Origin of the sequence: Blautia obeum ATCC 29174, assembly GCF_025147765.1 — a bacterium.
GTDB classification, from domain to species: domain Bacteria; phylum Bacillota; class Clostridia; order Lachnospirales; family Lachnospiraceae; genus Blautia_A; species Blautia_A obeum.
Window position 1 is genome coordinate 532,501 of record NZ_CP102265.1, and the last position, 14,356, is coordinate 546,856.

Annotated in this window: 13 protein-coding genes, 7 tRNA genes and 1 rRNA gene (1 of these 21 cut by a window edge); 14 read left to right on the forward strand and 7 right to left on the reverse strand. The window is 41.6% G+C overall.

All coding sequences use genetic code 11. From position 1 onward, the window contains the following. The 8 genes from NQ503_RS02445 to NQ503_RS02480 form a co-directional block, all read left to right on the forward strand. Positions 1 to 2,299, forward strand: a 23S ribosomal RNA gene (locus tag NQ503_RS02445); it begins 585 nt to the left of the window's first position. A 76-nt stretch (positions 2,300 to 2,375) separates the two neighbouring features. After that, positions 2,376 to 2,448 (forward strand) — tRNA-Asn (locus NQ503_RS02450). Positions 2,449 to 2,460: 12 nt separating this feature from the next. Next, a tRNA-Glu gene (locus NQ503_RS02455) sits at positions 2,461 to 2,532 on the forward strand. A 77-nt stretch (positions 2,533 to 2,609) separates the two neighbouring features. Continuing rightward, positions 2,610 to 2,682, forward strand: a tRNA-Thr gene (locus NQ503_RS02460). Between the two features lie 4 nt (positions 2,683 to 2,686). Then, positions 2,687 to 2,760 (forward strand) — tRNA-Ile (locus NQ503_RS02465). A gap of 14 nt (positions 2,761 to 2,774) precedes the next feature. Further along, positions 2,775 to 2,848: transfer RNA gene (locus NQ503_RS02470), tRNA-Asp, on the forward strand. A 5-nt stretch (positions 2,849 to 2,853) separates the two neighbouring features. After that, positions 2,854 to 2,926: transfer RNA gene (locus NQ503_RS02475), tRNA-Val, on the forward strand. Positions 2,927 to 2,943: 17 nt separating this feature from the next. Then, a tRNA-Leu gene (locus NQ503_RS02480) sits at positions 2,944 to 3,029 on the forward strand. 83 nt (positions 3,030 to 3,112) lie between these two features. Here the strand turns inward: NQ503_RS02480 and NQ503_RS02485 are convergent. From NQ503_RS02485 to NQ503_RS02495, 3 genes are all read right to left on the reverse strand, one after another. Next, positions 3,113 to 4,369, reverse strand: a complete 1,257-nt coding sequence (locus tag NQ503_RS02485; protein WP_005424132.1) for a tyrosine-type recombinase/integrase — start codon at positions 4,367 to 4,369, stop codon at positions 3,113 to 3,115. Continuing rightward, on the reverse strand, positions 4,362 to 5,195 hold the full coding sequence (locus NQ503_RS02490; RefSeq protein WP_009320000.1) for a rolling circle replication-associated protein: 834 nt from the start codon (positions 5,193 to 5,195) through the stop codon (positions 4,362 to 4,364). The genes NQ503_RS02485 and NQ503_RS02490 overlap by 8 nt, the downstream gene beginning before the upstream one ends. A 142-nt stretch (positions 5,196 to 5,337) precedes the next feature. Beyond that, complete coding sequence (locus NQ503_RS02495; RefSeq protein WP_005330993.1) at positions 5,338 to 5,658, reverse strand: hypothetical protein; 321 nt, start codon at positions 5,656 to 5,658, stop codon at positions 5,338 to 5,340. Positions 5,659 to 5,817: 159 nt separating this feature from the next. On the opposite strand from NQ503_RS02495, the gene NQ503_RS02500 reads away from it, so the two are divergent. Next, complete coding sequence (locus NQ503_RS02500; protein WP_005424130.1) at positions 5,818 to 6,234, forward strand: helix-turn-helix domain-containing protein; 417 nt, start codon at positions 5,818 to 5,820, stop codon at positions 6,232 to 6,234. A 158-nt stretch (positions 6,235 to 6,392) separates the two neighbouring features. Here the strand turns inward: NQ503_RS02500 and NQ503_RS02505 are convergent, their stop codons facing one another. Next, positions 6,393 to 6,710 carry a hypothetical protein gene (locus tag NQ503_RS02505; RefSeq protein ID WP_005424128.1) on the reverse strand — a complete coding sequence of 106 codons (318 nt, stop codon included), beginning with the start codon at positions 6,708 to 6,710 and terminating at the stop codon, positions 6,393 to 6,395. A gap of 111 nt (positions 6,711 to 6,821) precedes the next feature. Between NQ503_RS02505 and NQ503_RS02510 the strand changes: the two genes are divergently transcribed. From NQ503_RS02510 to dhaS, 5 genes are all read left to right on the forward strand, one after another. Further along, a complete protein-coding gene (locus NQ503_RS02510) occupies positions 6,822 to 7,037 on the forward strand; it encodes a helix-turn-helix domain-containing protein (RefSeq protein ID WP_004845965.1) in 216 nt (71 codons plus the stop codon). Positions 7,038 to 7,163: 126 nt separating this feature from the next. Continuing rightward, positions 7,164 to 7,496 carry a DUF3784 domain-containing protein gene (locus tag NQ503_RS02515; RefSeq protein ID WP_004845964.1) on the forward strand — a complete coding sequence of 111 codons (333 nt, stop codon included), beginning with the start codon at positions 7,164 to 7,166 and terminating at the stop codon, positions 7,494 to 7,496. 312 nt (positions 7,497 to 7,808) lie between these two features. Continuing rightward, positions 7,809 to 9,080, forward strand: coding sequence for a 2-hydroxyacyl-CoA dehydratase subunit D (locus NQ503_RS02520; protein ID WP_022387973.1), 1,272 nt, complete (start codon positions 7,809 to 7,811; stop codon positions 9,078 to 9,080). Further along, positions 9,073 to 10,722 (forward strand): acyl-CoA dehydratase activase, encoded by a 1,650-nt coding sequence (locus tag NQ503_RS02525; protein WP_005424125.1) that lies wholly within the window; start codon positions 9,073 to 9,075, stop codon positions 10,720 to 10,722. Before NQ503_RS02520 ends, NQ503_RS02525 begins: the two co-directional genes overlap by 8 nt. Before the next feature lie 45 nt (positions 10,723 to 10,767). Then, positions 10,768 to 11,313 carry a dihydroxyacetone kinase transcriptional activator DhaS gene (gene dhaS / locus NQ503_RS02530; protein ID WP_044925393.1) on the forward strand — a complete coding sequence of 182 codons (546 nt, stop codon included), beginning with the start codon at positions 10,768 to 10,770 and terminating at the stop codon, positions 11,311 to 11,313. Positions 11,314 to 11,379: 66 nt separating this feature from the next. Here dhaS and NQ503_RS02535 read toward each other — a convergent pair whose 3' ends face one another. The 3 genes from NQ503_RS02535 to NQ503_RS02545 all read right to left on the reverse strand — a co-directional run bounded on the left by NQ503_RS02535 (position 11,380) and on the right by NQ503_RS02545 (position 14,341). Further along, positions 11,380 to 12,399 (reverse strand): hypothetical protein, encoded by a 1,020-nt coding sequence (locus tag NQ503_RS02535; protein WP_005424123.1) that lies wholly within the window; start codon positions 12,397 to 12,399, stop codon positions 11,380 to 11,382. A 158-nt stretch (positions 12,400 to 12,557) separates the two neighbouring features. Beyond that, a complete protein-coding gene (locus NQ503_RS02540) occupies positions 12,558 to 13,421 on the reverse strand; it encodes a carbohydrate ABC transporter permease (protein ID WP_005424122.1) in 864 nt (287 codons plus the stop codon). Positions 13,422 to 13,426: 5 nt separating this feature from the next. After that, entirely contained in the window at positions 13,427 to 14,341 is a 915-nt protein-coding gene (locus NQ503_RS02545) for a carbohydrate ABC transporter permease (protein ID WP_005424121.1), read from the reverse strand. Positions 14,342 to 14,356 lie beyond the last annotated feature (15 nt).

The following is a 14,356-nucleotide window of genomic DNA, read 5'->3' on the forward strand; positions in this document are numbered from 1 at the left end:
GACCGCGTACTTTTTGTAGAACGGTCCGGCGAGTTGCGCTCACTGGCAAGGTTAAGCACCGGAGGTGCGGAGCCGTAGGGAAACCAAGTCTTAAGAGGGCCAGAGTCAGTGGGGGCAGACCCGAAACCGGGTGATCTATCCATGTCCAGGTTGAAGCTGCCGTAAGAGGCAGTGGAGGACCGAACCCACATCCGTTGAAAAGGGTGGGGATGAGGTGTGGATAGGGGAGAAATTCCAATCGAACCCGGAGATAGCTGGTTCTCCTCGAAATAGCTTTAGGGCTAGCCTTGGTAGAGATTTGCGGAGGTAGAGCACTGAATTTCCTAGGGGGCGTCAAAGCCTACCGAAGAATATCAAACTCCGAATGCCGTGTAATTGCTTACCAGGAGTCAGACTGCACGAGATAAGTTGGGCAGTCAAAAGGGAAAGAGCCCAGACCTTCAGTTAAGGTCCCAAAGTGTGCGTTAAGTGGAAAAGGATGTGGGATTTCGAAGACAACCAGGATGTTGGCTCAGAAGCAGCCATTCATTCAAAGAGTGCGTAATAGCTCACTGGTCGAGAGGTCCTGCGCCGAAAATGTCCGGGGCTGAAACGCACCACCGAAACTAAGGGATCCGAAAGGATCGGTAGAGGAGCATTGCATGCGGGACGAAGCAGTACCGTAAGGAGCTGTGGACTGCATGGAAGAGAGAATGCCGGAATGAGTAGCGAGATAGAGGTGAGAATCCTCTAGGCCGAATATCCAAGGTTTCCAGGGTAAAGCTGATCTGCCCTGGGTAAGTCGGGGCCTAAGGTGAGGACGAGAGTCGTAGCCGATGGACAACAGGTGGAGATTCCTGTACTATGATATGACAGAACTGTGGGGACACGTGCAGAGAGCGGAAGCCGGGAATGGGATCCCGGTGCAAGCGAGGTACCAGCCGCATTGGAAAAACCGTGCGGCAATGGGAAGACGTGATGCGGAGTGAAGTTTAGTAATGAAGTCCGTGAGCTGTGCGTCAAGAAAAGCCGCTATTGTTCATACCATACCCGTACCGTAAACCGACACAGGTGGATGAGGAGAGAATCCTAAGGCCGGCGGAAGAAGCATTGTCAAGGAACTCGGCAAAATGACCCCGTAACTTCGGGAGAAGGGGTGCCTGCGAGAGCAGGCCGCAGAGAATAGGCTCAAGCAACTGTTTAGCAAAAACACAGGTCTATGCGAAACCGAAAGGTGAGGTATATGGGCTGACGCCTGCCCGGTGCTGGAAGGTTAAGAGGAGAGGTTAGCGCAAGCGAAGCTTTGAATTTAAGCCCCAGTAAACGGCGGCCGTAACTATAACGGTCCTAAGGTAGCGAAATTCCTTGTCGGGTAAGTTCCGACCCGCACGAAAGGCGTAATGATTTGAGCGCTGTCTCGACAATGCATCCGGTGAAATTGAAGTACCAGTGAAGATGCTGGTTACCTGCGCCAGGACGGAAAGACCCCATGGAGCTTTACTCCAGTTTGGTACTGGGATCCGGTACTGCATGTACAGGATAGGTGGGAGGCTGAGAATCGGTAACGCCAGTTGCCGAGGAGCCGCTGTTGGGATACCACCCTTGCAGTATTGGGTTTCTAACCAGCCGCCGTGACCCGGCGGTGGGACAATGCCAGACGGGGAGTTTGACTGGGGCGGTCGCCTCCGAAAGGGTATCGGAGGCGCCCAAAGGTTCCCTCAGGATGGACGGAAACCATCCAAAGAGTGCAAAGGCAGAAGGGAGCTTGACTGCGACACCGACGGGTGGAGCAGGTACGAAAGTAGGGCTTAGTGATCCGGTGGTATTAAGTGGGAATGCCATCGCTCAACGGATAAAAGCTACCCTGGGGATAACAGGCTTATCACTCCCAAGAGTTCACATCGACGGAGTGGTTTGGCACCTCGATGTCGGCTCATCGCATCCTGGGGCTGTAGTAGGTCCCAAGGGTTGGGCTGTTCGCCCATTAAAGCGGTACGCGAGCTGGGTTCAGAACGTCGTGAGACAGTTCGGTCCCTATCCGGCGTGGGCGTAGGATATCTGAGAGGAGCTGTCCTTAGTACGAGAGGACCGGGATGGACGGGCCGCTGGTGCACCGGTTAGACTGCCAAGTCTATAGCCGGGTAGCCAAGCCCGGAAGGGATAAACGCTGAAGGCATCTAAGCGTGAAGCCCCCCTCAAGATGAGATATCCCATCCGAAAGGAGTAAACCCCCTTGAAGACGACGAGGTCGATAGGGCAGAGGTGGAAGTGTGGTAACACATGGAGCTGACTGCTACTAATAGGGTGAGGGCTTGACCAAGAAAGCATGGTCATAATTGATTCGGTTGGTTGTCAACATGTATGTAGTTTTGAAGGTGTGATACACTTTCTAATAATCCTCCTTAGCTCAGTCGGTAGAGCATGCGGCTGTTAACCGCAGTGTCGTTGGTTCGAGTCCAACAGGGGGAGTTTTTTATACCTGGCTCCATGGTCAAGCGGTTAAGACACCGCCCTTTCACGGCGGTAACAGGGGTTCAAATCCCCTTGGAGTCATTAAAAAATAAAAAATGTGATTTTTGGTATGGCTTGATTACGACATTTGGTGTATAATACATCTAAGTTAGTTATATGCCGATGTGGCTCAATTGGCAGAGCAGCTGATTTGTAATCAGCAGGTTATCGGTTCGAGTCCGATCATCGGCTTTTTGGACCTTTAGCTCAGTTGGTTAGAGCAACCGGCTCATAACCGGTCGGTCCTGGGTTCGAGTCCCCGAAGGTCCATTTCATTATTTTTTGGCCCAGTGGCTCAGTTGGTTAGAGTGCCGCCCTGTCACGGCGGAGGTCGTGAGTTCGAGTCTCATCTGGGTCGTTTATGGGGTCTTAGCTCAGCTGGGAGAGCATCTGCCTTACAAGCAGAGGGTCATAGGTTCGAGCCCTATAGGCCCCATTTTTTCAATTTAATATGCCGCAGTGGCGGAACTGGCAGACGCCCGGGACTTAAAATCCCGTGGGTAGTGATACCCGTACCGGTTCGATTCCGGTCTGCGGCATTAGTTAAAAATGGGAGAAACGTTGAATTTACAGCGTTTCTCTTATTTTTTTGTTTTAAAATGTTTGAACACCTTTGAACACTTTATGATGAAATACCAAGATTCTGAAAAGCAAGCCTGTCATTCTTCCGCTTATTGACATTCCGCAAGTAATGCAATGTTGTAGCTGTCTCACTATGTCCCATTAAATAACTAAGGGTTGTAAGATTATTTCCGTCAAAAGCTGTTGAAGCATTGTAAAAGCGGATTTTATGACTGGAATGATAAGGAACACCGGCTTCTTTGCAATATTTCTTCAAACGGCGATTAAAGCTGTCTGTTGTCATAATCTCGCCGTTGGGTTCAAAGACATATATTCCATTTGGATTTAATTCCTTTGCTTTGTGAAGAATTTTAAGTGCTTCGTCTGTAAGGAACTGTTTACGGAATCCATGAGAAGTATTTCCTTTCATTTGATTTACTACTTTTACTTTTCGGCTTGAGAATGTTAAATCATCATTCAATGTACGTTCACAGGTCGCCTGTCTGTGAAAATATACAAGCCTGTTATTGTAGTCAATATCTTCCCAACGGATAGCTTTTGTTTCTCCAACACGGATAAACAGATAGAAAGATAACTGTATTGCAAGAGAATATGGCTCTATGATACACCGAAGATAATTTAATAACTTATGCGTATCATCACGGGAAAATACATTGTCACTTTGTACTTCTACTGGCTTATAGGTAAACTGTTTGAAATTCACATCAGAGACAGGATTATGTGATATAATTTCTTCTTCGATCGCATAACTCATTATTCCATTCAAAACAGAACGGGCATTACTGACTCGCTTGTGCGTGAACTGTCGGTCTTTTGTAGCTTCTCTGAAAAAGCGGATAAGCGTGATTGGTTTGATTTCGCCTATCTTCATTTTAACAAGTTCTGTATCTTTGAAAAATCTATTCCATTCAGATACATATTCTTGAATTGTTTTTGCTTTTACGGAAGTATAATCTCTTTTATACAAAAGCCATTCAGCATATAATTCTTCTAGTGTGACATTCTGACGGTTTTCAGCTTTCTGCTTTTCGATATAAAATCTGATGATTTCTTTTTCAAGGTTCTCTTTACTCTTCCTCTTAACAGGACGGCGTTTGTTAGGTTTGGTTTCATCGGGTAAATAAGTACGCCAGCTTTTTTCTGATTCCGAGTAATAAATTTCATATTTGTGATTCTTCAAGATTTTTTTATTTGCCATAATTTTAAAATCTTTGAAGACTTCATCTGTGGTCATGTTAGCACAGGTGGCTAACGTATTCAATAATGTTATATCTGAAAACGTAACGGGATTATCCATAAGATTCCCCCTTTACGCAAGGATTTTCTTTTTTTATTTTGATGTAGATAACACTGCTGTCCTTTAAGCATGAACCAGTAGATAAGAAAGCGTTGGTATCGTAAATTTGCCTTGTGTATTCTTTCTGAAAGACGATATTTTCTTTTTGTAAGTCATGTAAAATGTCTTCGGTCAGCATGACTTTTGTTTCGTGTGGAACTTTCAGATTTTGAGATTTAAAAAAGGCTTTTTTCTTATGTTCTTTCAAATCAAGGTCTTTTCCAAAATACTTGCTAAGATAACGACCTCTGTTTTCTTTGCTGTCTACATCAATGCGATTGATTTTAATAAATCCATGTGACCATAAATTCTGTAATTTTTCTTTTGCTATATACAGAAAATCAAAGAAAATAACATGATAATGGATTGCTCCACGCTTCTGTTTCTCCCACGTTGCAAGGTATTTTAATAACTGGGTTTTGGTATGGTACAAATAATAATTTAATCGCTGGATAAAATACTTAAATTCTCGGTTAGTTATCAGGATTTCCTGAATGTTTTCTTTAAATGTCAGCGTTACAAATTTTGTTTTGTTATCAAAGTTGCAGTCAACAATACGGGCAATATCCCAACGAGCCTGTTCGTAATGCTTCTGCTTGCGTTTTAAACTGTCATATTGCTTATGAGCTGACATTTCATCAAATTTTTTTCGGTTACTTGTGTCTGTTAAATCTGCCTTTTCTTTCGAGTGAATAAAAATAGGGTTTTCGTAAATATATACTTCTTTTGTAGTAGGAGTTTCAATGATTTTCGTATTGTATGCAAAACACTCTTTTGTTTTGCTCACGAATCTCACCTCATATCCCAATTTTTGTAATGAATGTTCCGATTGTTTTCGGAAGATGTTGTTTTATATATCAAGTATAGAGGTCAGCCAGTTCAGCACCTATGACGTTGTCCGGCACTGACTGGCTGACATAGTAGGGAAATTATTTCATTCCCACTTTTCTGATATTGGAAGCTTCTGCTTTGACAGAAAGACGTCCATTATAGAGACTAGCCCAAGTATGTAATCCATCAAATGAGACTGGAATCTGCCCTTTTTGTTCAAGTTCTTCGTTGGTAACAATCGCTGTGTTAGCTTTAATGCCTACTTTGACTTTTTCAAACTTTAATTTTGGAAGAAGAACTGTATAGTAGAATCCTAATTTTTCTTTTGTAGAAAAGTCTACCCAGTCAGAAACTTCTACTAACTGAAATTCCTCTTGCAGTTTGTCTGGATTTAAAATAAAGTCATTTCCTCTAATCATCGTTTCACCTCCTTATAGATATCTGATTATCAGATATTAAGATAATCTTATGATAAAACAAGCATTGCAGAATGTCAATAGAAAATATCTGAATATCCGATAAAAAGATTGACAGAGAAAATTTGATGAAATATAATGTGCTTATAAAGGAGGTTTGCTATGAATAAAATAAAAGAATTGCGGAAAGAAAAGAATATAACCGTTGCGGAACTTGCAAAAGAATTAGGCATTTCACAAAGTATGCTTACGAACTATGAAAATGGAAACGGAACACCGAGAGATGAATCTATATGGGAAAAATTATCACAGATATTCGGCGTGAGTAAAAGCCACGTTATGGGATTAACTACGGATATTGAAACAGCAAATAAGACAAAACAGTTGAAAGTGGTTGTGGATACATCTCAGCCGATCTCAATACAACCGAAGAATCAGACAGACCTTGATGTATTGATAAAACTGGATTTGATAGACAGTGAAGACATGGAAGAAGTGTCAGAATTTCTTGATAAACTGTTGGCACAGGAGAAATATGAGGGACGGAGAGAATCAAACGTTAAATATGTCGTTGAGTAGAAAATGCTTCTCAGCCGACCACTTGCCCAGTCGACCCGCCGCCCTGTTAGGAACCGTCGCACTGGGCATCCTTGCGGAACGTTAGTTTGCGAAAATACGAACAAAAGAATATAAGGAGAGGGAATAGCCGATACTACTTCAAAAGCAGTAATAGAGTGCTATTCTTTTTTATTATATTCAATGGTTGTAGTTCGGAATGGTTTGCTATTATTGTGCAAGTAATAAGTTGGATAATAGAGCTTGATTTCCAAGGTGGTAGGCGTACCATTGATTTTGTTATGTTCATTTTCAATGTCTTTGATTAATCCATCAATTTTCCAACATTTGTAAACAATTACAGTCAATTCAGTATCTCTGGTATCTGCACTGCTAAAGGATATGCTGTTAGTAATATGATAGTCCGGCAGTCTGAGATAATTATAGAGAACGGTCAGTAAACAGAGCATTGTGATTGTTGCTATGATTTTCTTTTTCATGTACATACCTCTTTTGTGTTATTAACAAGGGACTGACTGTATAGTACCTCACTATATAGTGAATTACTACATAAAGATTTAATAAATATACTTTATGTAGAGGTGCGGAACATGAATTATGGACATTTAGAATTAAGAATAGAAGAACTGTTACAAGAAAAAGGTATCAGTAAGAATATGATTTGTAAGGAACTCGATATCCCAAGGTCAAATTTCAATAGATATTGCAGAAATGAATTTCAAAGACTGGACGCAAATTTAATCTGTAAACTATGCAACTATTTTGAATGTGAAATTGGTGAGTTAATTCGATATGTAAAAGAATAAAGTGATAAATGGGTATGCGGAAATAAAAAATATTCGCATACCTTTTTAATTGAATATTTTATAAAATGGAATTATACTGTGTATAACATGAAACAGACAAATCGGTATTTAAGGAGGTGCTTATAAATGAAATTAGTAGATTTAGCAACAGGTCCTGATTGGATAGTGTGGATTGTCTTTGTGATATTTGCTGTATTTTCTATTATTTTACTTTCTGGACACGGGAGTTGGTTTATTTCCGGATATAATACGGCTTCAAAAGAAGAAAAGGAAAAATATGATGAAAAGAAGTTATGCAGAACAATAGGAATTGGAATGTCTATTATAGCAATTCTTGCATTGACAATGGGCTTGCTTGAAAATATTTTGCCTGCATTTTTTGTATATATTGCATTGGGGATTATTTTGGTTGATGTCGTAGTAATTATCATTTTAGGAAATACACTATGCAGAAAGTAACAACTTTTTAGTTTGTATGCGACAAACGTTTGAACACTTTTTGAACACCGCAACCGTGATGAAGTCCTCAAAGCCCCTTTCTATCAGTATTTGTGATTGCTTAAAACGGTTCGATTCCGGTCTGCGGCACGATTAGAAAGTCTCAAACTCTTGTTTTTGCAGGGTTTGGGACTTTTTGTTTTGGTAAAAATGTGAAAAATGTGAGAATTTAAGAATGATAATTTGTTAACAACTTCAGACTTTTTTTCTTGTATTCCGTAATATTTTGCTATATACTGTGATGAAAGACATCGAAAGGCGGTCAGACCAAAATTGGACGTAATAAAGACATTTGGAAATTATGTGGAAAAATGGTGTGAGGGACACCCGGAAAGAGCACGTTGGCTTCTGAAAACAGGCTGGGAGGCAGAAAACCTGAAATTTACCGTGGCACCATCGAAGCGAATGAATCCATCAGATCAATATCTTGCAAAGTTAATGATGAATGTCATGCTGCAGCCATTAAAACATCCGGAAAGTTCTGTTTTGGTAAGTGTATTCACTCCATGTGAGCTGATACAGGAGGCAGGATTATATCCATATAATGTGGAAAGCTTTTCTTGTTATCTGACTGCATCTCAGGCAGAGCGTGCATTTCTTCAGAATGCAGAAGACTCAGGGCTTTCAGAGACTCTCTGCAGTTATCACAAAACGTTTATTGGAGCAGCAGAGAAAGGGCTTCTGCCAAAACCGAAATGCATTGTATATACGAACCTTGCATGCGATGCAAATCTTCTTACTTTTCACAGATTGGCAGAATTTTATCATGTGCCGGTCTTTTCGATTGATGTGCCATCCAGACAGACAGCGTCAAATGTAGCTTATGTAGCGGCACAGCTGAGGGCTTTAAAGAGATTTCTTGAACAAACGACAGGTAGATTAATTGATGAAGATCTGCTGGCTGAGAGAGTTGCGAGAGGTCGGGAAACACTGGAAGAATTCGAAAAATTTCAAAGTGCAAGGGCAGATCGTTTTATTCCTTCTGATTTGGTATCGCCACTGTATAGTGGGATGACCAATAACATCCTTCTTGGTACGGAAGAAGAAAAGTTATATACAGAGAAATTACTTAAAGATATAAAGAATGCACCGCCTAAAAAAGGAAAACACATTTACTGGATGCATACCATTCCATTTTGGTCTGATGCAGTGAAAGAAGCGCTCCTTCTGAATGACAGTGCACAGATCGTAGGGTGTGAACTGTCTCAGGTTGCGGATCTGTCCGTTCATTCTGAAGACCCATACGAAGAAATGGCGATGCGACTGGTATATCATGCGCTTAATGGACCAATCTCACGTCGAATTGAGGCAGGTATCCATCATGCGAAACAGGCAGGCGCAGATGGTGCAGTCTGGTTTAATCACTGGGGTTGCAAACATACCCTTGGCGGTTCAAGAATTGCCAAAAAGCGATTTGAGGAAGCTGGTATACCTATGCTGATCCTGGATGGGGATGGTTGTGACCGTAGTCATGGAGGAGAAGGCCAGACATCGACCAGATTGGGAGCCTTCCTGGAAATGCTGGGGGATTTTGATCATGAGTAAGACATATTATGTATGTAAGTATACACCAGTAGAACTTCTGAGGGCGCTGGGTGGAGACTGTGAAATATTGAATGAAATGCCGGAAAGTTTTGACAGGGCAGAGCAGGTGGCACATCCTAATATCTGTGGATTTGGCAAATCGGTTCTGGAAGAAGTACTGGCGGGAAATATTAAAGAACTGGTACTTGTAAATTGCTGCGATACAATTCGTAGTGTTTATGATATACTAAAAGATAGCGGACAGATGGATTTTCTGTATATGATCGATATGCTTCACTGTGATATAGAATGCAGTCGGGAGCGTACTGCAGCCCAGTTAAAGGAACTTGCAGAGACTTATGGGGCATATAAAGAAAAATCTTTTGATAAGAAGGTTTTTCTTGAAGCATTTCAGCCGAAAGAGAGAATACAAAAGCCTCATCTTGCTGTTTTGGGCGCACGTATGGGACAGGAATTATTTCAAATGACAGAGGCTGCCATGCCTTTTCCTGTTGTGAATGAGACCTGTGTATATAATCGTTCTGTTGGTGAAAATTTACCGACAGAGGAAATGGATTTTGACACACTGATGGAATGGTATGCAGGAGAACTGCTTCACCAGATACCGTGTATGCGAATGATGGATCATGCAGGTCGTAAAGTATTGTATCAGGATCCAAGCCTGAAAGGAATCATTTATCATACGGTTAAATTCTGTGATTTTTACAGTTTTGAATATGCAGATATTAAGGGACATACAGATGTTCCATTGCTCAAGATTGAGTCGGATTTTACACTGCAGAGCAGTGGACAGTTGAGTACCAGGCTGGAGGCATTTGCAGAAAGCCTTGGGATTCAGGATGAGACAAAAAAGGAGAAAGTCATGGGAAAAGGATACTATGCCGGGATCGATAGTGGATCAACAAGTACAGATGTGGTGATCCTGGATAAAAACAGAGAAATCATTTCCAGCGTGATCATGCCAACAGGGGCAGGGGCAGCCAATGGTGCGGAGCGAGCGCTTGAGGAAGCACTGAAACAGGCAAAGTTAAATCGAGAGGATCTGGATGCAGTGGTAACTACCGGTTATGGAAGAACTGCAATCTCTGATGGAGATAAGAGTATCACAGAGATTACGTGTCATGCAAGGGGTGCTCATTTTCTGGATCCGCGTGTACGTACAGTTGTGGACATCGGAGGTCAGGACAGCAAAGTGATTCGACTGAACGAAGATGGATCTGTGAAGAATTTTGTTATGAATGATAAATGTGCGGCAGGTACAGGAAGATTCCTGGAGATGATGGCGAAGACAATGGAAATGAGCTTGGATGAACTGAGCCAGGTGGGACTTTCCTATCAGGAAGACATTACAATTTCCAGTATGTGTACGGTTTTTGCAGAATCAGAGGTGGTTTCGCTGATTGCTCAGAATAAACATACAGATGATATCGTACATGGATTGAATAAAGCAGTTGCGGCCAAAACTGCATCTCTGGTTAAACGTGTGGGTGGAGAGGAAGCATATATGATGACTGGTGGTGTAGCGCAGAACAAAGGTCTTGTAAAGACTCTTGAAGAAAGACTTGGCACCAGTCTGGTGATCAGTCCAAAATCTCAGCTTTGCGGTGCACTGGGAGCGGCATTGTTTGCAGCAGATATGTAACCTGACTTAATTGATAGTGGATAGATAAAAGGGGAGGAAAGGAAGTTGGCTGATTCCAATATTACAAAAAGTGCACTTGCATCAGCACTGAAGGAATTGATGGAAACGACACCTTTTGCAAAGATTACTGTTTCAGATATCTGTGCAAAATGTAATATGAACCGAAAAAGTTTCTATTATCATTTCAAAGACAAATTTGATCTGGTGAACTGGATTTATGATGTGGAATATCTGAGTCATGTGCAGATTGGAGAAAATCTGATCGGATGGGACAGTGTACTTCATCTTTGTGATTATTTTTATGAAAATAAAGATTTTTACAGGAAGGTAATGAAAGTAGAAGATCAGAATTCTTTTATTAATCATTTCAGGGATATTGTGAGTCCCCTTATGGAAGAAGATATCCGTGAAATTCTTGGAGAAAAAACAGATGCGGAATTTTATGTGAATTTTTTCTGTGATGCAGTAATCTGTGCATTTGGCCGATGGATCTCGCAGAAAGAACCGATGCCGCCAAAAGAATTTGTGAATATGATGAAATCCTGCATCAAGGTTGTTGCAATAACGCAGGAAAGAATGGAGAACGAATAATAAAAAGCAGTTTCACAGGATTTACCGGAAAATATCATGGTAATCTTTTGTGAGACTGCTTTTTTCTTATGATTCCTGATCTATCGAGAATGATTCCTTCAGGATATCTCTGAGAGATTCATTAAAAATATTGTGCTCCAGAGGATTTCCATCGCTGCCAATATTGTAGATGCTTCCATCTGGTTTAAAACCAATTATGCTTGAAGGTGGTGAAATAATATTTCCAATCCGTTCGATATCATAAAACAGATCAATAGGAATGGTACGGTATTTCTGGGCAACACGGGCACCAACCACTGCCTTGTAGACATTTTCTCTGACGGATGCGCTGCAACCGGGATCGGCAAGGACTGCGACAAACGGGCAATGCATTTCTTCAGCGAAGCGGGCATAGGAACCGGACAGGATCTCATCGCTTTCAGTATCTGTATACATCCGATAGATGGAATACAGAAGACGGTGATCTCGTAGTACAAGGCAGGCAGTATCTGTATTGTCATCATATGCAACTCCGATCAGCATATTATTCAGAGATTCTGCAGCTTTTGCAAAGTCTTCTGTTACAGCGGCAGAATTACATAACAGAATCATAGCACAGTCCGGATTATGCTCTATAAGAGGAAGAAGTTTTTCCGGATCTCCATCAGTGTAAAGACAATAAACATAGATTCCAAGTTCTTTACCCTGATCAAAGATGGCCTGATAACGGGAGTGCAGATCTGCGTAGGAAGAATCAATATTTAAGAAAAAAAGCCACGGGACATTGATATTTTCGGTTCGCTTGATCTTACGGACGATATGTGCCCCCTGTGTGCAGCCGTTATATCCAAGATTCATGCCAAATTCGATCAGTTTTTCCTTGTCCATATGTCGGAGAGTATCTTCTATAAGTGGATAGTAGGGACTGTTGTCGTTATTCAGCATAGTTCTTGCCATTTCAAAAAACTCCTGCTGAAAACGCCCCTTGGAAAAATGAAGAGCCATATCCACAAGATTTCTGGTACAACGTTCTGGTGATTCATCAGCATCTTTTAAGGCAGTTCTAACGAATGTTTTTATAATAATACGAGAAGTTTTTGCTGTCATTTGTCATCCCTTCAATATATAAGAATATACAAAAAATACAGACGGAAAAAATACATTGACCGTCTGTATTTTATCTACTTCTCATTTAAACACAAAGTATTTTTGTGTGCAATAGACACTATAGTTAACGTGTCCAAAAACATGTCAGCAATAGGTGTTTAACCTTTGACAGCACCTGCAGAAACACCTTCTACGATAAATTTGGAAAGAAGGATGTAAACGATGATAACCGGGAAAATGGAGAATGCAATCATTACATAAACCTGTCCCATATCGAACTTCAGGAAGTCTGCGCTACGAAGCTGTGCAATCAGTACCGGAAGTGTTTTCTTCTTGTCCGAATGAAGTACCAGTGCAGGGATAAAATAGTTATTCCAGCTCTGTACGAATGTGAAGATGGCCTGAACTGCGATGGCCGGTTTCATAAGCGGGAACACGATTCGATTAAAGGTTTTGAATTCACCGGAACCGTCAATACGAGCCGCTTCTACAAGTTCCAGAGGAAGGTTGCTTTCCATATACTGTTTCATATAGAAGAAAGTAACCGGAGCTGCGATACTCGGAACGATCAGTGGAATAAAGGAATCGTCCAGATGCATCTTACCAAGCAGCTGCAGGAAACCGAGTGCAGTTACCTGCGTAGGAATCATCATGACTGCAAGGATAAAAGTGAACATAAATTTTTTGCCTTTAAAATCATATGCGTGGATGGCATATGCAGTCATGGTGGAGAAATAGGTACATAAAACAGCAGAACAGGTAGCAATGAAAATACTGTTGAACATACCATTCCATACCGGAAGTGTTCCGGCAAGCAGGCTCTTCCAGTTTTTGATAAGAAATCCACCAGGGATCGCTGTGAAACCTTTTTTCAGTGCACCGTTTGATCTGGTCGCATTGATAAACAGTACATAAAACCAGAACAGGCAGAAGAAGGAGATAATGATCAGTACTATATAAGCAAGAGTACGCTGACCTTTCATGCTCATTCCTTTTTGGGTTTTTTGGTCTTTTTCATTCATCCTTCTCACCTCCCGTCATTCGTCTTGTTAAAGCGGAATACAATCAGACTGAGCACGCCAGTAATGATGAACAGGAATACGGATAATGCACCGCCCATTCCATAGTTCTTGCTGAACAGATGCTTGTTCAGATACATGATCAGTGTCATAGTGGAACGCATTGGATCACCGGTTCCGTTTGTCAGGATCTGAGGTACATCGAACATCTGCATACCACCGATCAGAGATGTGATCATAACATAGATCAGAATCGGACGAAGAAGCGGAAGAGTGATCTTTCTGAAAATCTGCGAAGCAGTGGCTCCATCTACTTCGGCTGCCTCATAAAGTGATGGATCAATACCCATCATGCCGGCCATAAGAAGGATTGTCGTATTACCAAACCACATAAGGAAGTTCAGGACTGCAACAAGCGTTCTGGCACTCCAGGCATGACTGAAGAAGGAGTAAGCCTGTTTCAGTATTCCTGCCTGTATCAGCATTGCATTGATCGGGCCGCCGTCTGCAAATAATGTAAAGAACAACATTGCAAAAGCAGATGCCATGATCAGGTTTGGAAGGTAAATTACGGTCTTAAAAAATCTCTGACCTTTAAGTCGAAGACTCGGATTGGAGAACCATGCTGCAAGGAGCAGAGAGACCAGGATCTGAGGAACAAATCCCATAACCCACATGATCATAGTGTTTTTAAAATAGATCCAGATCTCTCCACCCTCGAAGAGTTTGACATAATTGGCAAAGCCTACAAAGTTCGGTCCAATCTGCGTCAATCCAGATCTGTAGTTTTCAAAGAAGCTGTTATAAACTGTACTAATAAGCGGAATGAGCTGGAATATGAGATATACTACTACAAACGGTATCAGGAAGATATATCCCCATTTGTTATAGCTGACCGCTTTATGGTTATTATTCTTTGCCATTATCTTCCTCCATAA